Here is a 19560-nt window from a genome sequence, read left to right on the forward strand (position 1 = left end):
CGCATTGCGACGTCATCCGCCCTTCCCCCGACCATGGCGCTCTGGCATAGTGGCAGGCTCAACAAAAGCAACAGACAGGCAGGCCCCTACATGTCCGATCTTCTTTCCGGTGCGCAGACCAACGCCAAGGAATATGATGCCTCATCAATTCAGGTGCTTGAGGATATGGAGCACGTGCGCCTGCGCCCGGGCATGTACATCGGGGGCAAGGACGACCGCGCGCTGCACCATATGGTCGCGGAAATCATCGATAACTCGATGGACGAGGCGGTCGCGGGCCATGCCACCTGGATCGAACTGGAACTGCACGAGAACGGCCATGTCACCGTGCGCGACAACGGGCGCGGCATCCCCACCGATCCGCACCCCAAAGACCCCAGTAAATCCGCGCTGGAGATCATCTTTTGTACGCTGAATGCGGGCGGCAAATTCTCGGGCGATTCGTATGAGACCTCGGGCGGTCTGCACGGGGTCGGGTCATCGGTGGTTAACGCCCTGTCCGATCACCTGCGGGTCGAGGTCGCACGCAACCGCGAGCTTTTCGCGATGGAGTTTTCGCGCGGCATCCCCCAAGGCAAGCTTGAAAAAATCGGCGCGGCCCCGAACCGGCGCGGGACGGCTGTCACCTTCCACCCTGATCCCGACATTTTTGGCGCGCTCAAACTCAAGCCCGCGCGGCTGTTCGCGATGGCACGGTCCAAGGCCTATTTGTTTTCCGGCGTCGAAATTCGCTGGAAAACCGCCCAGACCGACGGCGACACCCCGCAAGAGGCGACGTTCCATTTTCCCGGCGGTCTTTCGGACTATCTGAACGAAACGCTGAAAGGGTCGACGACCTACGCCGAACACCCCTTTGGCGGCACCGTCGATTTTCGCGAGAAGTTCAATGCGCCGGGCAAGGTCGAATGGTCGATCAACTGGACGCCGTCGCGCGACGGGTTCATCCAGTCTTACTGTAACACCATCCCGACCCCCGAAGGCGGCACCCACGAGGCCGGTTTTTGGTCCGCGATCCTGAAAGGCGTCAAAGCGTATGGCGAGCTGGTCGGCAACAAAAAAGCCGCCACCATCACCCGCGACGATCTGATCACCGGCGGCTGTGCGCTGGTGTCGTGCTTTATCCGCGAGCCTGAATTCGTCGGCCAGACCAAGGACCGGCTGGCCACGGTGGACGCGCAGCGCATGGTAGAAAACGCCGTGCGCGACCACTTTGACAACTGGCTGGCAGCGGATACCAAATCGGCAGGCGCGATCCTTGATTTTCTGGTGCTGCGCGCCGAAGAACGCCTGCGTCGCCGTCAGGAAAAGGAAACCGCCCGCAAGACCGCAACCAAGAAGCTGCGTCTGCCCGGCAAGCTGACTGACTGTACGTCAAAAAACCGCGAAGGCACCGAGCTGTTCATCGTGGAGGGCGACTCTGCTGGCGGCTCTGGCAAGGGCGCGCGCAACCGCGTGAACCAAGCGCTGCTGCCGCTGAAGGGCAAGATTTTGAACGTGCTGGGGGCGGCCTCGGGCAAGCTGAACACCAATGCCGAGATTAACGATCTGTGCGAAGCGTTGGGTGTGGGCATGGGCAGCAAATTCGTGCTGGACGATCTGCGCTATGACAAGATCATCATCATGACCGATGCGGACGTCGACGGGGCCCATATCGCGGCCCTGCTGATGACGTTCTTTTACACCCAGATGCGCCCGATGATCGACGCCGGCCACCTCTACCTCGCCTGCCCACCGCTGTACCGTCTGACGCAAGGGGCAAAACGGGTCTATGTGTCTGACGACGCAGAGAAAGACATGTGGCTAGAGAAGGGTCTGGGCGGCAAAGGCAAGATCGACCTGCAACGCTTTAAGGGTCTGGGCGAGATGGACGCGAAGGACCTGAAAGAAACCACAATGGACCCCAACACCCGCAAACTGATCCGCGTCACCGTTGACGAAGACATGCCCGGAGAGACCAGCGATCTGGTCGAGCGTCTGATGGGGAAAAAACCGGAGCTGCGCTACCAGTATATTCAGGAGAACGCCCAGTTTGTGGAGGAGCTGGATGTTTGAGGGGGGATGAAAAGCAACGCTTTAGACCCGTTTGGGCTGGTGACAATCAACTAGTAAAGGAAATAGGCGGATGAGATTTTGTTTTGTTGATGAGAGTGGCACGCCGCCCAACAAACCAAATGCCCGCCGACCTTATTTTACACTTGGTGCAGCCATAGTAGACGCTTCTGATTGGCGTAAGTGTAATAAAAAAATCCACGGCTATAAGGTTCGCAACCACATCTTCGGCGAACTCAAGTGGCGGTTTTTTGCACCGCATAATCGCGACAAGGACAACCCCTTGCTTGATGTTTCAGCGAGTGATCGGAAGGCTTTGAGTCTTGAGTTTGCGGCCTTAATTGGCAGCCTCCCCCTGCAATTGATTGTATGTGTAACGGATGTCGAGGCCGCATTCACCTACAACTCTGTAAACAATCAACAAGAGCTATATTATTTTACTTACAAGCCCATTACCGAGCGCTTCCAATACCTCCTCCAAGAGTATAATGATATTGGCATTGTCGTCGCCGATCACAGAGGGCGTTCAGACGACAAACTCTTCAGAGCGCATCACTCTTCACTAACCTCGGCAGGGGATAGTAACAAATCTGGGTACTCCAGGCTCATTGAGGGCTTATTCCTCCAGGATTCCGCCCATTCAACGGGCATTCAAATTGCAGATTATGTTACTGGTGCAATCCACAGAGCGTATAGCGTCGGCGACGGTGAACACGCTGCACTATTAAAACCGAATATGCGAGGATATAAACAGCACGCTATCCTTGGAAGGGGATTGATACTGCATCCTAAGAAGGGCTTCCGCCTTAGGAATAAGACGTCGGGCGGGGTCGTAACCCCGGCGCCATGAGTGTCAGGCTCCCGAACGTATAAGTAAGATACTATCGATCATAAGATTAATCAAGAGTGCCATTTGAGAATGGCCTACACCAAAACGTCTGAATAACTTCTTTGCTGTACCAAAGATGCCCCCCCGGGGCTCCGCCCGTTCGCCCCTGAAACCTTCCCTCGGAAGATTTCAACACGGGTCTCACGTCAAAAATACCGCTTGATCCCGCACCCGCTTTCACTCAACGTTTCTCCATGATCCGCGCCCTCATCCTCCTTATGTTTCTTGCCTCCTGCGGGCGGCCGTTGACGGAGAATGAAATGCTGTTCGCGGGCGACATCATGGGCGACACGCTGAATTATCCCAAGGTGCGGCTGCATGACGGGTCGCCCTCGCGGGGGGTGACGATGACGCGCAAGGCGCGGCCGCGCACGACCTGTCGCGAACGTATTCTGCCGCCCGAAAAAGTGGGCGAGGTGATCACCACCAAACCCGCCGCCGTGGCGCTGTGGAATACGGTGCTGTTCGACGAGGACTGGTATCTAGACGATTATCTGCCAGATTACCCCGACCGGATCGGGCTGATCGCGACGATGATCTTTGCGCATGAGCTGACCCATATCTGGCAATGGCAGAACCGCAAGACGACGGGCTACACCCCGCTGCGTGCGGCTTTTGAGCATGGCGGCAGGGCTGATCCGTACCTTTTTGATCTTGAAAGCGATCCGCAGTTTCTGGATTTCGCCTATGAGCAGCAAGGCTCCATCGTCGAGGAATTTGTCTGCTGCCGTGCGTTGGACCCGCAGGCCCCACGCACGCAACGGCTGCACGCGCTGATCTCGCAGGTCATGCCTGTAGCCCCCCTACCCCAAAGCCGCGCCTCTGCTGTGCGGATGCCGTGGGACGGGGTCGAAGTGAACGGGATTTGTGGTTAACGCTGGATGCTTTCGAGATAGACCAGCAGGCCGGCAAGGACGCGTGGCGTCGGCGTCAATTGTCCGTCAAGATCAACCGGCACCAGATCCAGCGCCATGCCCTCGCCAAAGTTCGGCATCACCCGTTTCAGGTGAGACCCGCCGAAATCATCTTCAGGATCGCCATAGATATAGGCCAGCGTCTTGGTCTGTGGGAACCGCCCGCCGTTGTCGCGCGCGAGCAAGGTCAGGTCGCGTGGCTGCGCGCTGAGCCCCTTGGCAACCGCGCCATCGCCTTGCGCGTTGCGCCCGTGGCATTGCACGCAGTTCTGCGCGAAGAACGCGGCCCCTTCGGCACGGTCGGGGGCGTCGGGCATCGGCTTGGCGGGCATACAGGCGGCAAGGCTCAGCAAGAGCGTCGCGCCAAGGGCTGTGGTGATTTTCATCATTTGATCCTCCGGTAGGTCACTGGGATGCTTGCCCTTGCTACGGGTCTTCGCCATGATCCAGATCAAGTAATTGAATTAATTTGGGCATATCATGGCACATTATGCAATTGTGATGCTGTTGGCTGGCATCGGTATTCCGGTTCTGGCCGCGCTGAACGCGGGTCTTGGCAGCCGGATCGGGTCTCCTGCGGCGGCGGCAACGGTGCTGTTTGTGGTGGCTTTCGCGGTAAGTCTGGTGGTCGCGATGCTGGTGGGGCGGCAAGGGTTTGCGCAGATCCCCGCGGCCCCGAAACATCTGCTGCTGGCCGGTTTTCTGGTGGCCTTCTACATCTTGTCGATCACCTTTATCGCGCCGCATTTCGGCGTGGGCAATGCGGTGTTCTTTGTCTTGGTGGGGCAGCTGTTCAGCGCGGCGGCGATCGACCATTTTGGCCTGTTCGGCGCGCAAGTGTCGCCCTTGGGTGCCGCGCGCGCGGGGGGTATCGCGGTGATGTGCGCCGGCGTGTGGCTGACCCAGCAGGCCTGAGGGCAGAGGTCTAAAGGCTGACCAACTGCCCTGCATCCAGCCGGATCTGACGGTCCATCCGCGCGGCCAGTTCAAGGTTATGGGTCGCGATCACCGCAGACAGCCCCGTTCCGCGCACCAGCGTCATCAGCGCGGCAAAGACCTGATCCGAGGTGGTCGGATCAAGGTTGCCTGTCGGTTCATCCGCCAGCAGCAGCCGCGGCGCATTGGCCAACGCACGGCAAAAGGCGACCCGTTGCTGTTCGCCGCCCGACAGCGCCGCGGGCCGGTGGTCGGCACGGTGGCCGATACCGACCTCGTCCAGCAAAGACCGCGCTCGGGTCTGGGCATCGGACTGCGACACGCCATTGGCAAGCTGCGGCAGGACGATATTTTCCAGCGCCGAAAACTCGGGCAGCAGGTGGTGGAACTGATAGATGAACCCCACATCGCGCCGCCGCACGCCTGTGCGTTTACGATCGGACTGCCCCGTCATATCGGTGCCGCCGATTTCAACTGTCCCCGCGTCGGGCGTATCCAGCAGCCCTGCGATATGCAGCAGCGTCGACTTGCCCGCGCCTGACGGGGCGACCAGCGCCACGACCTCGCCCGGGGCGACAGTCAGGTCAATGCCGCGCAGCACGTTAACTTCGTTCGGTTGGCCGGGGTTGTAGGATTTGCCGATCCCCGAGAGCCGCAAAACAGGATCATTCATAGCGCAGCGCCTCGACTGGGTTCATGCGCGCGGCACGGCGCGCAGGGAAGATGGTGACAACAAAAGACAGCCCGAGCGACAGGCCTATGGCCGACATCACGTCACCGAATTGCAACTTGGCCGGCAGGAAATAGATGCCGCGGATCGACGGGTCCCATGCGTTGCCGCCCGAGAGGTAGTTCACGGCGGCAAAAATCTGATCAACATACAGCGCAAAGAGACAGCCCAAGATCACCCCCATCGCCGTGCCGATGATGCCGGTGAAGGCCCCGCAGATAAAGAAAACGCGCAGGATCGACCCTTCGCTCAGGCCCATGGTGCGCAGAATACCGATGTCGCGGCCCTTGTTTTTGACCAGCATAATCAGGCCCGACACGATGTTCATCGCCGCGATCAGCACAAGGATGCTGAGGATCACGAACATCACGCGGTCTTCGATATCAAGCGCGTTCAGGAACGACCCCGACGCATCACGCCACGTCCAGATCATGCCGCGATCCCCTGCCGCGGACAGCAACGGCACGGTCAGATCGTCCACGCGGTCGGGGTTTTCGACCATCACCTCAAGCTCGTCGGCGACGCCTTCGCGGTTAAAGAACGACTGCGCCTCGGTCAGCGGCAGATAGGCGCGCGTACGGTCGATGTCATAGCGACCGGCGGTGAAAATATAGGTCACCTCATAGCCATTTACCCGTGGCGAGGTGCCAAAGGCGGTTTTCACCCCGTTCGGAGAAATGATCTTGATCGTGTCACCCAAGCCGACCCGCAGCGCCTGTGCCACGCCGGACCCGATGGCAATGCCCTGTTCGAAATCGGCCAGATCACCTTTGGCGGTTTCTGGGTTGGCGATGCGCGGGATATTGGCCAGATCGGCGGCAGCAATGCCGAAAATTTCGATCCCCGCGTTGGCCTGCCCCTTGTTCGCCATCACCTGACCGCGCACCAAGGGGGACACGTGCGTGACGCCCGGCACTTGGGCCACGCTTTCAGCCATCTCGGTGTAGTTCGCAATCCCCGTCTGGGAGACACCATTATCATCCACGGTCGCCATATTATACACGGTCACATGGGCGTTGGCCCCAAGGATCGTGTCGACGAATTCAGCCCGAAAGCCCGAGCGTACGGCAAGGGTCGCGATCAGGGCAAAAACCGCCAAGGTGATCCCGATCAAGCTGATCCAAGTCATCACGCTGACGCCGCCTTCGGCGCGACGCGCCCGTAGGTAGCGCCAGGCGATCATCCATTCAAAGGCAGCGAAGGGCGGTGTCGAGGAAACTGGTTTGGCCAAGGGATGGCTCCGATCTGGGATCAATCGCGCGCAACCTCGCGGTTTCGGCGCATCGGGTCAAGCGAGGAGTGGTTGCGCAGCAGTCTGCAAGGCGGGCATAGGCGGTAAGGTCAGCGACCCTGCGCCGGTGTGAGGGGGCGCCGTCGTCGGAACGGGGCGCGCAGCAGCCGCAGCAGCAGCCCCAGACCCAAACCGCCCGCAACAAAGCCCACGCTCGCAAAGATAACCCCCGCAAAGTTCAAGGGCACGGCAGGCTGGAACTCCTGCCATGCCGCCCGCGCAATCTGCGGGTCGGACATCTGCGATAGGTGATAGGCCCGCATGAACGGCCCCTGCCCCTGCAATCGGGTCAATGCGGTATCCAATGTATCAAAGCGTGCAAATGTCTCGGCCATGTCGGTGCGACGTCGCGCCATAAAGGCGGTGCCGGTCATCTGCGCCAGCGCATCACTGCGCGACAGACCGACCGCTTGGGCGCTGGCATCGAAATCGGCAACAACCTGGTGCAGCGCATCAACTGCACCGCCCAACCGTTGCAGGTATTGTTGCGAGTATTCGGGGAACTGCGACGTTACCGCAGCCCCCGCCACACCGCCAGCAAGCGTCAGCGCGCGCAGGATCATGAAACGCCCCGAAGGTCCGTAATGCAGCGTTCCATGATCCGCCTCCGTTTCTAAAAAGGCCCGTCGTTCAAGGTTAGGCGATACCGCGATAGATCTCGGCGATCTTTTCAACCGCGGCCTCGGGTGTCATCTCTTCGCTCTCGCCGGTGCGGCGCGAGGTGAGTTCTACCACGCCGTTTTTCAGACCCCGCGGCCCGACGGTGATCCGCCACGGCAGACCGATCAGGTCCATCGTTGCAAACTTGCCGCCCGCGCGTTCCTTGGTGTCGTCATATAGCGGGTCCAAACCCAGGGCTTGCAGGCTGGCATAAAGCGCGTCACAGGCCGCATCCGCCTGATCGTCGCCCTGCTTGAGGTTCACGATGCCCACGTGGAACGGCGTGACGCCTTCGGGCCAGATGATGCCCTTGTCGTCGTGGGATGCCTCGATGATCGCGCCCAGCAGACGGCTGACGCCGATGCCGTGCGACCCCATGTGAACCGGCACAGGCTTGCCATCCGGCCCCTGCACGGTCGCGCCCATCGGTTCGGAGTACTTGGTGCCGAAATAAAAGATCTGCCCCACTTCGATCCCGCGCGCGCTGCGCTGGCGTTCGGCTGGCACTTCAGCAAAAAGCGCCGCGTCGTGGGTTTCATCGGTGCGGGCGTAGCGCGAGGTGAACTCCTCCATCACGGCCTGACACTGGTCGACGGAATCATAATCGATCTCGCGGTCGCCGAACTTGAGCTCGGTGATCTGGCTGTCATAAAACACCTCGGATTCGCCGGTTTCCGCCAGCACAAGGAATTCATGCGTATCGTCGCCGCCAATCGGGCCGGAATCCGCGCGCATCGGGATCGCCTGCAAGCCCATGCGCTCGTAGCTGCGCAGATAGGTCACCAGATGGCGGTTATAGGCGTGCAGCGCGTCTTCTTTCGTCAGATCAAAGGTATAGCCGTCCTTCATCAAGAACTCGCGGCCGCGCATGACGCCGAAACGGGGGCGGACCTCGTCGCGGAATTTCCACTGGATGTGGTACAGCGTCATCGGCAGGTCCTTGTACGACCCCACATGGCTGCGGAAGATATCGGTGATCATTTCCTCATTCGTGGGACCATACAGCATATCGCGGTCCTGACGGTCCTTGATGCGCAACATCTCGGGGCCGTAGGCGTCAAAGCGGCCGGATTCTTTCCACAGGTCCGCCGATTGCAGCGTCGGCATCAACATCGGGATGTGGCCCGCGCGCTGCTGTTCTTCGTGCACGATGGTTTCGATCTTGCGCAGTACTTTAAAGCCAAGCGGCAACCACGAATAGATCCCCGCAGCCGATTGCTTGATCATGCCGGCCCGCAGCATCAACCGGTGGCTGACGATCTGCGCCTCGGACGGGTTTTCCTTGAGCACAGGTAAAAAATAACGGGACAGACGCATGATGATCCTCTCAGAGTGAATTGGCACCTGACTATGATAATCCCCGCGTCGAGACAATCACCAACAAGCGGGCACCAACAAGCGGGCACCAACAAGCGGGCACCAAGACGGGCGCACGCTTGGTGATTGACGCTTGGGGCGCAGACGCGTTTCTTACCGAGATCGCCAAACCACAAAGGACGCCCCATGACCATGATCCTAGAGCCCGCGCGCGAAACCCCTGTGATCCACGAGACCGGCGTGCTGGTGATCGGGTCCGGCCCCGGCGGTCTGGCCGCCGCCCTTGCCGCCGCACGTGCGGGGGCAGAGGTGACGCTGCTTGATCGTTTCGGCTGCTTTGGTGGCAATATTACCGTGGTCGGGGTCGAAGGCTTTGCCTGGTACCGCCATGAACAGACGATAGAGGCCGGCGGCATCGGCTGGGAATTCGAAGAACGCGCCAAGGCGATGGGGGCTGCCAGCCCCGAATCCCAATCGCTCAGCTACGAGCTGGACAGCGAGGGATTCAAACTTGTCGCCGACCGGCTGGTGACCGAAGCAGGCATCCACCCGATGCTACACCGCCAGTTCGTAGCACCCATCATGGAGGGCGACACGATCAAGGGCGTCATCGTCGAATCAAAAGCGGGCCGCGAGGCGATCCTCGCCAAAATCGTGATCGATGCCACGGGCGACGCCGATGTCGCACATCGCGCTGGTGCCCCCACACAGAAAACCCCGATTGAGGACATGCAGGCCGCCTCGGTCATGTTCCACATCGCGGGCGTCGACAAGGCGGCCTTTATGGCGGGGGTCAAGGCCGACCCGCAGACTTACGCCAATTGGTCCACGGGCGAATGGGTGGTCGAAACCGATGGCAAGGAAGACGCGATGTTCTCTCCGTTTCTGGCCAAACCCTTTGCCCAGGCTATCCGCGACGGGCGTATGCCCGCCAATCTCAACACCATCGGGGGCACGTGGGGCGCAGTGCATGACAGCGGCGAGATGACCTATATGAACCTGATCCACCTTGCCGAATGCGACGGCACCGACCCCGACAGCATGACCCGCTTTGAAATCGAGGGCCGCGCCCAGGCGATGCACGCGATTGACGCGCTCAAGGCGTATACACCCGGCTGCGAGACCGCGCGGCTGCGCAATTTTGGCATGAGCATCGGCATCCGCGACACCCGCAAGATCGACGCGGTCTATAACATGACCGAAACCGACGTGCGTCAGCAGGCCCGTTTTGACGACAGCATCGGCATCTACCCTGAATTCATCGACGGCTACGGCGTGCTGATCATCCCCACCACGGGGCGCTACATGCACATCCCCTACCGTGCGATGCTGCCCAAATGGGTCAAGAATCTGCTGATCGCAGGGCGCGCTATTGGCGGCGACAAAATCGCCCATGCCGCCACCCGCAACATGGCGTGCTGTACTGTGGCGGGCCAAGGCGCGGGCGTCGCGGCAGCAATTGCGCTGGCGACAGGCTGCCCGCTGGACGCCGTTCCGCTAGAGCGCCTGCAAAAAACCCTGCAAGATCAGGGCGTCCGCGTGTTCTGACCCGCAAGGGCTGCTTCCAAATGGTAAAAATCCTCGCCGAAGGCACCTGACACGTCCACGCGCGCAGGCCGTCCATTTCACCACGGGCCTTGAAAAACGTGCCCCGTTGCGCAATGTCGACCCAAACCAAAGTGCGAGGACGCGGCATGGGCCTGCCAATCAGAGATCAGATGAAATACTGGGGCATCGCCGGGGCGGTCTTTCTTGTTGTCTTGTGGTTCACCGGCGACATACTGCTGCCGTTTCTGATTGGCGCGGCGATTGCTTATTTTCTGGACCCCGTGGCGGACCGGCTTGAAGCGCTCGGCTTGAGCCGCGCGATGGCCACGATGGTGATCACATTGATGGCGCTGCTGATCTTTGTGCTGATGGCGCTGTTGGTGGTCCCCGCGCTGATCAACCAAGCCGTGAACCTGATAGAGGTAGCACCCCAGCTGACGCGCAACTTCACAAATTTCCTGACCGAACGCTTTCCCACGCTGCTGGTCGAAGGGTCGACGCTGCGCAGTTCGATCAACTCTATCGGGTCCACCATTCAGGAACGTGGCGGAGAGTTTCTAAACACCGCAATCGCCTCGGCCGCGACGGTGCTGAATGTGCTGCTTTTGTTTGTGATCGTGCCGGTGGTTGCGGTCTATCTGCTGCTGGACTGGGACCGGATGGTCGGCCAGATCGACCGGTTACTGCCACGCGATCACGCGCCAGTGATCCGCCGACTTGCACGTGATATCGACCGCACGCTGGCGGGATTTATCCGTGGCATGGGGACGGTCTGCCTGATTCTGGGCACCTATTACGCCATTGCCTTGATGTTGGTGGGGCTGCAATTTGGCCTTGTTGTCGGCTTTATCGCCGGTCTGGTCACCTTTATTCCCTATCTCGGGGCTGTTCTGGGCGGTGCTTTGGCCATCGGTCTGGCGCTGTTTCAATTCTGGGGGGATTGGTTCTCTATCGGGATGGTCGCGGGTATCTTTGTGCTGGGCCAGATGATCGAGGGGAATCTGCTTACGCCTAAATTGGTCGGTAACTCGGTCGGGCTGCATCCGGTCTGGCTGATCCTCGCGCTGTCGGTCTTTGGCTCGCTGTTCGGGTTTGTCGGCATGCTGGCTGCCGTGCCGATTGCCGCCGCCCTTGGGGTGATCGCGCGGTTCGCAACCGAACAATACGTCGAAAGCTCGCTCTATCAGGGCACGCAACGATCGACTTTGGACGAAACGGCGGACTGATAGCATGGCACAACAGCTTGGACTTGACCTTCCCAGCCGCCCCGCACTGGGACGGGACGACTTTTTTGTCGCCCCGTCAAACGCGATTGCTGTGGCGATGATCGAGGGCTGGCAGGCGTGGGCCGGCCGCAAGCTGGTGCTGACCGGCCCGCCCGGGTCGGGCAAGACCCACTTGGCGCATGTCTGGGCCAACCTGTCGGGCGCACAGATCATCGACGCGGCCGATATTGCCACTGCAGATATCCCCGCGCTGGCCCAGGGGCCTTTGGCGGTTGAAAACATCCCCGCAATCGCCGGTGACACCACCGCCGAGACAAATCTTTTCCACCTGCATAATCTGGCGCTGGCCGAGGGTCACAGCCTGCTGCTGACCGGCGCGCCGGCGGTGCCCCACTGGGGACTGCACCTGCCCGACCTCACAAGCCGTATGCGCGCCGCCACGGCTGCAGCGCTTGAAGCGCCCGATGACAGTTTGCTGACGGCTGTGATGGCCAAGTTGCTGGCCGACCGGCAGCTGACGCCAAAACCTGATGTGATCCCCTATCTGCTGCTGCGGATGGACCGGTCCTTTGCGGCGGCGGGCGATCTGGTGGCTGCGCTGGATGCCGCCAGTCTGGCTCTACAAAGGCCGGTGACACGCACCCTCGCGGCACAAGTGCTGGACAATGGGATTTCCGCTGCGCGATAGTCTTTATAGATCGCGTCACAAACCCATTACATTCCAACGCCATAAGGCCGTCATGACAAACGCTGACTTTCTCGAATCCGCCTTCGTACCGGCCCAAGATATGCCTGAACTGGATATCACCGGACCGGGTCGCTTTTACAACCGCGAGCTCAGCTGGCTCGGGTTCAACTGGCGTGTGCTGGAAGAGGCCAAGAACCCCCGCGTGCCGCTGTTGGAACGGCTGCGCTTTCTGTCGATCTCGGCGGGCAATCTGGATGAATTCTATACCGTGCGCGTCGCTGGCCTGCGCGAACTGGCACAGGCGGGCAACACAACGCCTGCCAGCGACGGGCTGACCCCTGCTCAGCAACTTGTGCTGATCAATGAAGACGCGCGCCGGCTGATGACCGAACAGCAAAATGTTCTGGTCGATCTGATGTCAAAGATGGACGATCAGAACATCATGCTTGAACGCGCCGCTGATCTGGACGCGGCCGACCTGGCCTATCTGGATGATGTGTTATTGCACCGCGTCTTTGCCGTGCTGACCCCGCTGGCCATCGATCCCGCACACCCTTTCCCGTTCATTCCCAACACCGGCTATGCGCTGGCGTTGCAATTGGAACGCACCAGCGACAAGCGCCCTTTGCAAGCCTTGCTGCCAATTCCGGCGCAGATCGACCGGTTTGTCTCCCTGCCTGCCCCCGCAGGATCGCTGCGCTTCCTGCCGCTCGAAGATCTGCTGGTGCTCAAGATTCCCGGTCTGTTTCCGGGCTATAAGTTAAAGGCCCATTTCGAATTTCGGGTCCTACGTGACAGTGACCTCGAGGTCGAAGAAGAAGCCGAAGACCTTGTGCGCGAATTCGAAGTCGCCCTGAAACGCCGCCGCCGCGGCGAGGTCGTGCGTCTGACCCATTCCGCCGGAGCGCCTGAAAAACTAAAATCCGTGGTCATGGCCGAATTGGGCGTGCGCCCGCAAGACGTGATAGAGCTGGACGGGATGATCGGCATCAGCGATCTGGCGGAACTGGTGGTCGACAGCCGCCCCGATCTGCTGTGGCCACAATTCACGCCGCGCATTCCCGAGCGGGTGACCGACCACGAAGGCGACATGTTCGCGGCGATCCGGTCCAAGGACATGCTGCTGCACCACCCCTACGAGACGTTCGACATGGTCGTGCGCTTTCTGGCGCAGGCCGCACGTGACCCTGATGTGGTGGCGATCAAACAGACGCTCTATCGCACCTCGCGCGACAGCCCCATCGTAGAGGCGCTGTGCGAGGCCGCCGAAGACGGGAAATCGGTTACCGCGCTGGTCGAGCTCAAGGCGCGTTTCGACGAGGCCGCCAACATCCGCCAGTCGCGCCGGTTGGAACGCGCAGGCGCGCATGTGGTCTATGGTTTCCTTGACCTCAAAACCCACGCGAAAATCTCGACCGTCGTGCGCCGCGAAGGCGATCAACTGGTCACCTATACCCACTATGGCACCGGCAACTACCACCCGATCACCGCACGCATTTATACCGATCTGTCGCTGTTCACCTGTGACCAGAAGCTGGGCCGCGATGCGACCAAAGTGTTCAACTACCTATCAGGCTACGCGCAGCCCGACACGCTGGACAATCTCGCCATATCGCCCATCACGCTGAAACCGCGTCTGCTGGCCATGATCGCCGCCGAAGCCGAATATGCCGCCGCAGGCAAACCGGCAGAAATCTGGGCCAAGATGAACTCCGTCGTCGATGCGGATGTGATCGACGCCCTGTACGCCGCAAGCCAAGCAGGAGTAAAAATCAGCCTCGTGATCCGCGGCATCTGCGGCTTGCGCCCCGGCATCAAAGGCCTGTCCGAAAACATCCGCGTGAAATCCATCGTCGGGCGCTTTCTGGAACATTCGCGCATTGTCTGCTTTGGCAATGGCCACGGGCTACCGCATAAAAAGTCGCGGGTCTTCATGTCCTCCGCCGATTGGATGGGCCGCAATCTGACCCGCCGTGTCGAAACACTGGTCGAGATCGAAAATCCTACCGTTAAGGCACAGATCACCAGTCAGGTTATGGCGGCCAATCTGGCAGATGTGGCCCAAAGCTGGGTCATGTCGCCCGATGGAAGCTTTGAACGTCCCGAAATTGCCGACGGCACATTTGCGTTCAATTGCCACCGCTTTTTCATGGAGAACCCCTCCCTCTCAGGGCGCGGCACGGCGGGCGCATCGGACGTTCCGAAACTGACCCATACCGAAGACTAGCCGCTTCATTTTGCCTTTGTAAACTCTCGCCGAAGGCGCATCTATCCGCCCGCGTTCCCGCTGGCGTTTATACACCCTCTATCCCTTGAGGATTTTCAGTTGCCTGCCCGTCTTAGCGATTGACCTAGCAGCCCGGCTGGGCCACCTTGCCCCCCCAAGACCAAAGCCCCCGCAGGAGCGTTCGTGGCAGATAGAACCGACACCCCTCCGCCCTCGCCCGTCCCTGAAACGGGCGTCGCTGATTTAGGCTTGTTCGGAAAACCCCTGTTTCTTGATCCGTCCGCCCGCGCGCTGGCGCGTGTCGGTGTGGTGGATGTGGGGTCGAACTCTGTCCGCTTGGTCGTCTTTGACGGGGCCGCGCGATCGCCTGCGTATTTCTATAACGAAAAGATCATGTGCGCGCTTGGGGCCGGCATGGCTGAAACCGGCCACCTGTCCCCCGACGGGCGGGTCCGGGCGCTTTCTGCCATGCGACGTTTCAGCAAACTGTCCCAAAGCATGGGCCTGTCAGAGCTGACCGTAGTGGCCACCGCTGCGGTGCGCGACGCCAGCGACGGACGCGACTTTTGCGACGAAGTCCAGCGCGAGACGGGCTTGAAAATATGGGTTATCGACGGCGAAGAAGAGGCACGGCTGTCCGCACAGGGCGTCCTGCTGGGCTGGCCCGGTGCCTATGGGTTGGTCTGTGACATCGGCGGATCCTCAATGGAGCTGGCCGAGATTTCCGGCGGGCGTGTGGGCAAACGTGTGACCTCTGCGCTTGGTCCCTTGAAACTGCGTGACATCAAGGGCGGGGCCAAAGCGCGTCAGACCCAGATCAAGTCCGTGATCGAAGGGCTGGCGGAAAAGATGGGCGCGCAGCGCGACCGTCTGTTTCTGGTGGGTGGGTCATGGCGTGCCATCGCGCGGATCGACATGGTGCGCCGCGGCTATCCGCTGCACGTGCTGCATGAATACCGTATGACGCCCACATCGGTGCGCGAAACGGTCAAGCACATCCAGACCAGCGACCACGAAGAACTGCGTAAAATCAGCGGCGTCTCTTCCAGCCGGATGGCGCTGGTGCCCTTCGCCGCTGAAGTTTTGTCACGGCTGGTCAAGACGTTCAAACCCAACGATATCGCGATTTCCAGCTACGGCATCCGCGAGGGGATGCTGTACGAACAGATGCCGCAGCGCCTACGTGACCGTGATCCGCTGATCGAAGCCTGCCGCTTTGCCGAAGCCAAAGACGCGCGGTCGCCGGGGTTCGGCAAGGCGCTGTTCGACTTTATCCTGCCGCTTTATAAATCCGCGTCACCGCAGCGCAAACGACTGGTCAAGGCTGCCTGCCTGCTGCACGACGTCAGCTGGCGCGCGCACCCCGACTACCGCGCCGAAGTTTGTTTTGACAATGCCACCCGCGCCAATCTGGGCGGGTTGAAGCATGCTGAACGGATCTATCTGGGGCTGGCATTGCTGCACCGCTATTCCAACAAGCGCGAAAACACCCGTTTCGAAGACCTCTACGAAATGGTCGATGAAAAGACCCGCAATGAGGCCGAGATTCTGGGCAAGGCCATGCGCTTTGGCGCCATGCTGTGGATGAACCCCGAGGAAGAGCGCGGCCATCTGCGCTGGTTCCCGAAAAAGAAGCTGCTGGAGCTGTGGCTGACCGACGACATGATGCCCCTGTTCGGAGAAGTCGCTGAAGCGCGGTTGAATTCCCTCGCCCTATCGCTGGGGGCCGAGGTGCAGCTTAAGACCTGCAAAAAGTAAAGTGAGTCAGAGCCGGATCGACCTGTCAAAGGTCAATCTGTGGCACTTCGTCCAGATAGATCGCGGGCGGAGGCGGTGTATCTTCTGGGGTCTCGGCTTCGGGCGCGGGGTCTGGCTTGCGACGGATCACGATATCGCCGTTGGGCATCTTTTGAGGCGGCTCATAGACACTCCAATCCTCGACCTCATCCAACAAATCGGTGAGCGCGGGCCCCATCTCGGACACGAAATTGCGCAATGCGGGGCTGGCCTTGCGGCCCCAATCGCTGAGCCCGTCCAGCGCGGGGGCCATCTCTTTTTTCATGCCGTCAAAGAAATTTCTGGCCCCGCGTTCCATTAACGAAAAGCCGGAGGTATCGTCGTCGCTCTCCTGTGCCAGCGCGAAACCGGACAGACAAATCAGAGTGGTGGTCAAAAGAAACTGTCTCATGCCTAAGACACTGCCCTATTTCCAGACACGAGGAAAGCGGGATTAAGCGGGCTTCGTCAGGTCCAGATCAATCGTCACTGGAAAGTGATCCGACGCCGTGATCAAGGCATCGCGCAAACCTGCATCGGCCCAGCATTCCGGATCGTCCATCGGGTGCCAGATGCGCCACTGGGGGTGGTACGCCGTCAGGGACGGGCTGATCATGATGTAATCCAGCAGCGCCTGAAGATAGCGTTTCTCGGGCGCGATCCAAAAGCGTGAGGTCGTGGGCATCGCCCCGATCCGCTGCCCCAACGCACGGGTTGCATGTGGGTCGACCAAAGCCCGATCCTGCCTGTGCCCCATCACGATCTCTACCGAGGACCGCCCAAAAAGATCCTCGAAACTGTCCAGCCCGGGCCCGTCGTTCAGATCGCCCAGAACCATCAACGGGGTTCCCGCGTCTAACCGCGCATCAATGCGGCGGCGCAGCCAGACCGCCTGCGCCAGTTGTTTGCGCCGGTTTGCGATTCCGATGCGCAGCGCATCTTGCGGCGTCTTGGCCCCATGCGGTGCTTTGGATTTCAGATGCGCGCCGATCATATGAAAAGCGAACCCGTCACGGGTGACGATATCCAGCTCAAGCGGCGGCTTAGAGAAGACCACGTGATCCTCGCGCGCGTCGATATCCAGATCAATGGCCAACGTCCCGTCAAACCGCGGCGCGTCCCCCTGCCCGACCGAACCACCGGGCGCATGGGTGGCCGACAGCCGGTCCGGATCGAACAACAGCGCGATTTCCTGCTGCGTGTCATTGGCAAAGCCGATCAGCGCCTTGCGCGTGCGCAGATTGAAATGCGTGGCAAAACGTTCCAGCGCAGCCACCGTCCCGCGCTTGCGGCTTTGATCGGGGGCCTCGATCACCATCACCGCATCGGCGTCCAAGGCACGAAACACAGCGCCCAAAGCCTGTGCTTGCTGCGCACGGGTAATATCATGGCGGGCGGACCAGCCGTCATCCAGCAGCAGATGGTCATTGTCGTCGAACAAACCGGTAAACCATTCGACATTATAGGTCGCGATCCGCATTACCGCGCCTTGCCTGACCAGGTCTCCCATGCGCGATTGATGTCGATCATGCGCTTTTCGGCCATCGCCACGGCCTCTTGTGGCAGACCGCGGGCGACCAGCGCGTCAGGATGATTGGCCCGCACCAGCTTGCGCCACGCCGCGCGCCCCTCTTCAAGCGAAGCATCGGGCCGTATGCCCAAAACCGCATGGGGCAAAGGCGATGTATCGGGCACAAACCGTGCCCGAAGCGAGGCAAAGTCGCTGTCATCCATCGCGAAAATCTGCGCCACCCGCACCAAGAACGCGTCTTCATTCGGGTGGTACATGCCGTCGGCCATGGCGATGTGGAACAACCCTTCGATCAGATCGTGCAGCATCTCGGGCTGGTCCGCAAACATCTGCGCAATGCGTGCGGCGTAATCCTCGAAACCGGCCACATCATGACGCGCCAGATTGAACACCCGCGCCGCACCTTGCTGGTCGGCCTCGGCGATCTGGAACACTTCGCGAAAGGCGGTAACTTCGTCGCGGGTCACCTGCCCGTCGGCCTTGGCCATCTTGGCCCCCAGGGCAATCACGGCAATGGTGAAGGCCACCGACCGTTCAGGCGGGGTGCGCAGACGGTCGAAAACAGCCGACAGCCCCTCACCGGCGGTGAGCGCTGACAAAGCTTCGGTAATGCGAGACCAAATAGACATGACGCCCACCATACGGGGCAGCGCCGGAGAAGTCAGCGGGGCGACAGCATTTTCTGCATCAAAATTAGGTCAAGCTGCTGGCCGTTCTTCTGCCCGATGCGCGGCATCCTGCCCACCTGGCCAAAGCCAAGTGCGGTATGAAACCCGATAGCACCGGGATTGGCCCCGCTGATGGCCGCCACCATGATGCGCCGCCCCTGTGCGGCTGCGGCGTCAAAAGCGGTTTGCATCAGGGCGCGCCCCACGCCGGTGCCCTGCACGGATCTGTCCAGCACGATCGAATGTTCCACCACATCGCGGTATCCCGGCCCAGAGCGAAAGGGGCCGAAAGTCACAAACCCAACGATCCCATCAGCCTCTGCGACCCAAAACTGGTCTGCACGCGCAGCGATAAGATCCGCGACCTCGGCGGCCGTTTTAACGTCCGTGGTAAAGGTAAACAGCGTATCGGCGATCATGCTATTCCAAAGTGCGGCCACCGCAGCCCCATCGTCACCGCACGCCGTCCGCAGTATCACGCCAACACGCCCCTGCCCGCAGGGGTATCAAAGGTTGCAAACAGCCCTGGCGTTCCGACCTCGAACATGACCCGCGCATCCTTCAACAACGGTGCCAACGCAGCCGCTAACGCCTCTGCCTGCGGATGCTGCACCATGAATGTCACCAGCCGACAGCCCGAGTTATCAAGCCGTTGGGTCGGATGTGCATCCCCATCCCACTGCATCAAAGCAGGGGCGCAATTATCATAGGGCAAGACACCGTTTTCCGGCACGGCCATACGCCAGCTCAAATCACCGCGTTGTAACTGTACCGGCGCGCCATAGCCTTCTGGCAAAGCGTCCAGCGCCGCCGCCAGATCATCGCAGCGGCAAATCCAGTTGGACAGACGCGCCGGCCCGTTGAACCGATCCAGATCAAACCACCGTGCATAGGCGGGCTGTGGCGCATCGGGATCAACAGCAATCGCCTCTAGATAAAGCGCATCTGACAGGCCTAACAGATGGTTATGCGTCCCAAATACCGCATGCGCGCCACCCGATTGCAACGGGACCCCTAGCACCTGCGCGGCATAGTCTGATGCTGCCTCAAGGCTTTCGCCTGCGACTGCAAGGTGATCCAGTTCAATCATGCTTCATGCTTCCAAATGGT

At 60.5% G+C, this 19560-nt stretch carries 19 protein-coding genes; 9 read left to right on the plus strand and 10 right to left on the minus strand.

Annotation, left to right across the window (positions count from 1 at the left end):
• The first annotated feature begins 90 nt into the window (after positions 1–90).
• The 3 genes from BLQ98_RS10575 to BLQ98_RS10585 all read left to right on the plus strand — a co-directional run bounded on the left by BLQ98_RS10575 (position 91) and on the right by BLQ98_RS10585 (position 3813).
• On the plus strand, positions 91–2052 hold the full coding sequence (locus BLQ98_RS10575; RefSeq protein ID WP_093733285.1) for a DNA gyrase/topoisomerase IV subunit B: 1962 nt from the start codon (positions 91–93) through the stop codon (positions 2050–2052).
• A 70-nt stretch (positions 2053–2122) separates the two neighbouring features.
• Positions 2123–2899 carry a DUF3800 domain-containing protein gene (locus tag BLQ98_RS10580; RefSeq protein ID WP_093733286.1) on the plus strand — a complete coding sequence of 259 codons (777 nt, stop codon included), beginning with the start codon at positions 2123–2125 and terminating at the stop codon, positions 2897–2899.
• 233 nt (positions 2900–3132) lie between these two features.
• Entirely contained in the window at positions 3133–3813 is a 681-nt protein-coding gene (locus BLQ98_RS10585) for a hypothetical protein (protein WP_093733287.1), read from the plus strand.
• On the opposite strand, the gene BLQ98_RS10590 is transcribed toward BLQ98_RS10585, so the two are convergent.
• The gene (locus tag BLQ98_RS10590; protein WP_237273473.1) at positions 3810–4295 is read right to left on the minus strand and encodes a c-type cytochrome; all 486 of its coding nucleotides are present in this window, start codon (positions 4293–4295) and stop codon (positions 3810–3812) included. The two genes, BLQ98_RS10585 and BLQ98_RS10590, sit on opposite strands and share 4 nt — an antisense overlap.
• Positions 4296–4332: 37 nt before the next feature.
• On the opposite strand from BLQ98_RS10590, the gene BLQ98_RS10595 reads away from it, so the two are divergent.
• Complete coding sequence (locus BLQ98_RS10595) at positions 4333–4767, plus strand: DMT family transporter (RefSeq protein ID WP_093733289.1); 435 nt, start codon at positions 4333–4335, stop codon at positions 4765–4767.
• A 10-nt stretch (positions 4768–4777) separates the two neighbouring features.
• Here the strand turns inward: BLQ98_RS10595 and BLQ98_RS10600 are convergent, their stop codons facing one another.
• The 4 genes from BLQ98_RS10600 to proS all read right to left on the minus strand — a co-directional run bounded on the left by BLQ98_RS10600 (position 4778) and on the right by proS (position 8786).
• Positions 4778–5461 (minus strand): ABC transporter ATP-binding protein, encoded by a 684-nt coding sequence (locus tag BLQ98_RS10600; protein WP_093733290.1) that lies wholly within the window; start codon positions 5459–5461, stop codon positions 4778–4780.
• Complete coding sequence (locus BLQ98_RS10605) at positions 5454–6701, minus strand: lipoprotein-releasing ABC transporter permease subunit (RefSeq protein WP_093733325.1); 1248 nt, start codon at positions 6699–6701, stop codon at positions 5454–5456. Before BLQ98_RS10605 ends, BLQ98_RS10600 begins: the two co-directional genes overlap by 8 nt.
• A gap of 158 nt (positions 6702–6859) precedes the next feature.
• Positions 6860–7372 carry a DUF2937 family protein gene (locus BLQ98_RS10610; protein ID WP_093733291.1) on the minus strand — a complete coding sequence of 171 codons (513 nt, stop codon included), beginning with the start codon at positions 7370–7372 and terminating at the stop codon, positions 6860–6862.
• A 73-nt stretch (positions 7373–7445) separates the two neighbouring features.
• The gene (gene proS, locus BLQ98_RS10615; protein WP_093733292.1) at positions 7446–8786 is read right to left on the minus strand and encodes a proline--tRNA ligase; all 1341 of its coding nucleotides are present in this window, start codon (positions 8784–8786) and stop codon (positions 7446–7448) included.
• A gap of 186 nt (positions 8787–8972) precedes the next feature.
• Here proS and BLQ98_RS10620 point away from each other — a divergent pair, with 186 nt between their 5' ends.
• The 5 genes from BLQ98_RS10620 to ppx all read left to right on the plus strand — a co-directional run bounded on the left by BLQ98_RS10620 (position 8973) and on the right by ppx (position 16233).
• Positions 8973–10334: an FAD-dependent oxidoreductase gene (locus BLQ98_RS10620; protein WP_093733293.1), complete on the plus strand. Its 1362-nt coding sequence runs from the start codon at positions 8973–8975 to the stop codon at positions 10332–10334.
• 146 nt (positions 10335–10480) lie between these two features.
• Positions 10481–11560, plus strand: coding sequence for an AI-2E family transporter (locus tag BLQ98_RS10625; protein ID WP_093733294.1), 1080 nt, complete (start codon positions 10481–10483; stop codon positions 11558–11560).
• Positions 11561–11564: 4 nt separating this feature from the next.
• Positions 11565–12248 carry a P-loop NTPase family protein gene (locus BLQ98_RS10630; RefSeq protein ID WP_093733295.1) on the plus strand — a complete coding sequence of 228 codons (684 nt, stop codon included), beginning with the start codon at positions 11565–11567 and terminating at the stop codon, positions 12246–12248.
• A 52-nt stretch (positions 12249–12300) separates the two neighbouring features.
• Positions 12301–14475, plus strand: coding sequence for an RNA degradosome polyphosphate kinase (locus tag BLQ98_RS10635; RefSeq protein ID WP_093733296.1), 2175 nt, complete (start codon positions 12301–12303; stop codon positions 14473–14475).
• A 183-nt stretch (positions 14476–14658) separates the two neighbouring features.
• Positions 14659–16233 (plus strand): exopolyphosphatase, encoded by a 1575-nt coding sequence (ppx, locus tag BLQ98_RS10640; RefSeq protein ID WP_093733297.1) that lies wholly within the window; start codon positions 14659–14661, stop codon positions 16231–16233.
• Between the two features lie 25 nt (positions 16234–16258).
• Here ppx and BLQ98_RS10645 read toward each other — a convergent pair whose 3' ends face one another.
• The 5 genes from BLQ98_RS10645 to BLQ98_RS10665 are packed head-to-tail and all read right to left on the minus strand — an operon-like array spanning position 16259 to position 19540.
• On the minus strand, positions 16259–16663 hold the full coding sequence (locus tag BLQ98_RS10645) for a hypothetical protein (protein WP_093733298.1): 405 nt from the start codon (positions 16661–16663) through the stop codon (positions 16259–16261).
• 42 nt (positions 16664–16705) lie between these two features.
• The gene (locus tag BLQ98_RS10650; protein WP_093733299.1) at positions 16706–17731 is read right to left on the minus strand and encodes an endonuclease/exonuclease/phosphatase family protein; all 1026 of its coding nucleotides are present in this window, start codon (positions 17729–17731) and stop codon (positions 16706–16708) included.
• Positions 17731–18411 carry a molecular chaperone DjiA gene (locus BLQ98_RS10655; RefSeq protein WP_167354534.1) on the minus strand — a complete coding sequence of 227 codons (681 nt, stop codon included), beginning with the start codon at positions 18409–18411 and terminating at the stop codon, positions 17731–17733. The genes BLQ98_RS10650 and BLQ98_RS10655 overlap by 1 nt, the downstream gene beginning before the upstream one ends.
• Before the next feature lie 32 nt (positions 18412–18443).
• Entirely contained in the window at positions 18444–18929 is a 486-nt protein-coding gene (locus BLQ98_RS10660; protein ID WP_093733301.1) for a GNAT family N-acetyltransferase, read from the minus strand.
• On the minus strand, positions 18926–19540 hold the full coding sequence (locus tag BLQ98_RS10665; RefSeq protein WP_093733302.1) for a VOC family protein: 615 nt from the start codon (positions 19538–19540) through the stop codon (positions 18926–18928). Before BLQ98_RS10665 ends, BLQ98_RS10660 begins: the two co-directional genes overlap by 4 nt.
• Positions 19541–19560: the final 20 nt, after the last annotated feature.

Source organism: Sulfitobacter litoralis, from assembly GCF_900103185.1.
GTDB lineage: Bacteria > Pseudomonadota > Alphaproteobacteria > Rhodobacterales > Rhodobacteraceae > Sulfitobacter > Sulfitobacter litoralis.

What these genes read in the sequence shown, in the direction of transcription:
- BLQ98_RS10575 (WP_093733285.1), top strand. Translation starts at nt 91, where the DNA reads ATGTCCGATCTTCTTTCCGGTGCGCAGACCAACGCCAAGGAATATGAT.
- BLQ98_RS10580 (WP_093733286.1), top strand. Translation starts at nt 2,123, where the DNA reads ATGAGATTTTGTTTTGTTGATGAGAGTGGCACGCCGCCCAACAAACCA.
- BLQ98_RS10585 (WP_093733287.1), top strand. Translation starts at nt 3,133, where the DNA reads ATGATCCGCGCCCTCATCCTCCTTATGTTTCTTGCCTCCTGCGGGCGG.
- BLQ98_RS10590 (WP_237273473.1), bottom strand. Translation starts at nt 4,295, where the DNA reads ATGGCGAAGACCCGTAGCAAGGGCAAGCATCCCAGTGACCTACCGGAG.
- BLQ98_RS10595 (WP_093733289.1), top strand. Translation starts at nt 4,333, where the DNA reads ATGGCACATTATGCAATTGTGATGCTGTTGGCTGGCATCGGTATTCCG.
- BLQ98_RS10600 (WP_093733290.1), bottom strand. Translation starts at nt 5,461, where the DNA reads ATGAATGATCCTGTTTTGCGGCTCTCGGGGATCGGCAAATCCTACAAC.
- BLQ98_RS10605 (WP_093733325.1), bottom strand. Translation starts at nt 6,701, where the DNA reads ATGATCGCCTGGCGCTACCTACGGGCGCGTCGCGCCGAAGGCGGCGTC.
- BLQ98_RS10610 (WP_093733291.1), bottom strand. Translation starts at nt 7,372, where the DNA reads ATGATCCTGCGCGCGCTGACGCTTGCTGGCGGTGTGGCGGGGGCTGCG.
- proS (WP_093733292.1), bottom strand. Translation starts at nt 8,786, where the DNA reads ATGCGTCTGTCCCGTTATTTTTTACCTGTGCTCAAGGAAAACCCGTCC.
- BLQ98_RS10620 (WP_093733293.1), top strand. Translation starts at nt 8,973, where the DNA reads ATGACCATGATCCTAGAGCCCGCGCGCGAAACCCCTGTGATCCACGAG.
- BLQ98_RS10625 (WP_093733294.1), top strand. Translation starts at nt 10,481, where the DNA reads ATGGGCCTGCCAATCAGAGATCAGATGAAATACTGGGGCATCGCCGGG.
- BLQ98_RS10630 (WP_093733295.1), top strand. Translation starts at nt 11,565, where the DNA reads ATGGCACAACAGCTTGGACTTGACCTTCCCAGCCGCCCCGCACTGGGA.
- BLQ98_RS10635 (WP_093733296.1), top strand. Translation starts at nt 12,301, where the DNA reads ATGACAAACGCTGACTTTCTCGAATCCGCCTTCGTACCGGCCCAAGAT.
- BLQ98_RS10645 (WP_093733298.1), bottom strand. Translation starts at nt 16,663, where the DNA reads ATGAGACAGTTTCTTTTGACCACCACTCTGATTTGTCTGTCCGGTTTC.
- BLQ98_RS10650 (WP_093733299.1), bottom strand. Translation starts at nt 17,731, where the DNA reads ATGCGGATCGCGACCTATAATGTCGAATGGTTTACCGGTTTGTTCGAC.
- BLQ98_RS10655 (WP_167354534.1), bottom strand. Translation starts at nt 18,411, where the DNA reads ATGTCTATTTGGTCTCGCATTACCGAAGCTTTGTCAGCGCTCACCGCC.
- BLQ98_RS10665 (WP_093733302.1), bottom strand. Translation starts at nt 19,540, where the DNA reads ATGATTGAACTGGATCACCTTGCAGTCGCAGGCGAAAGCCTTGAGGCA.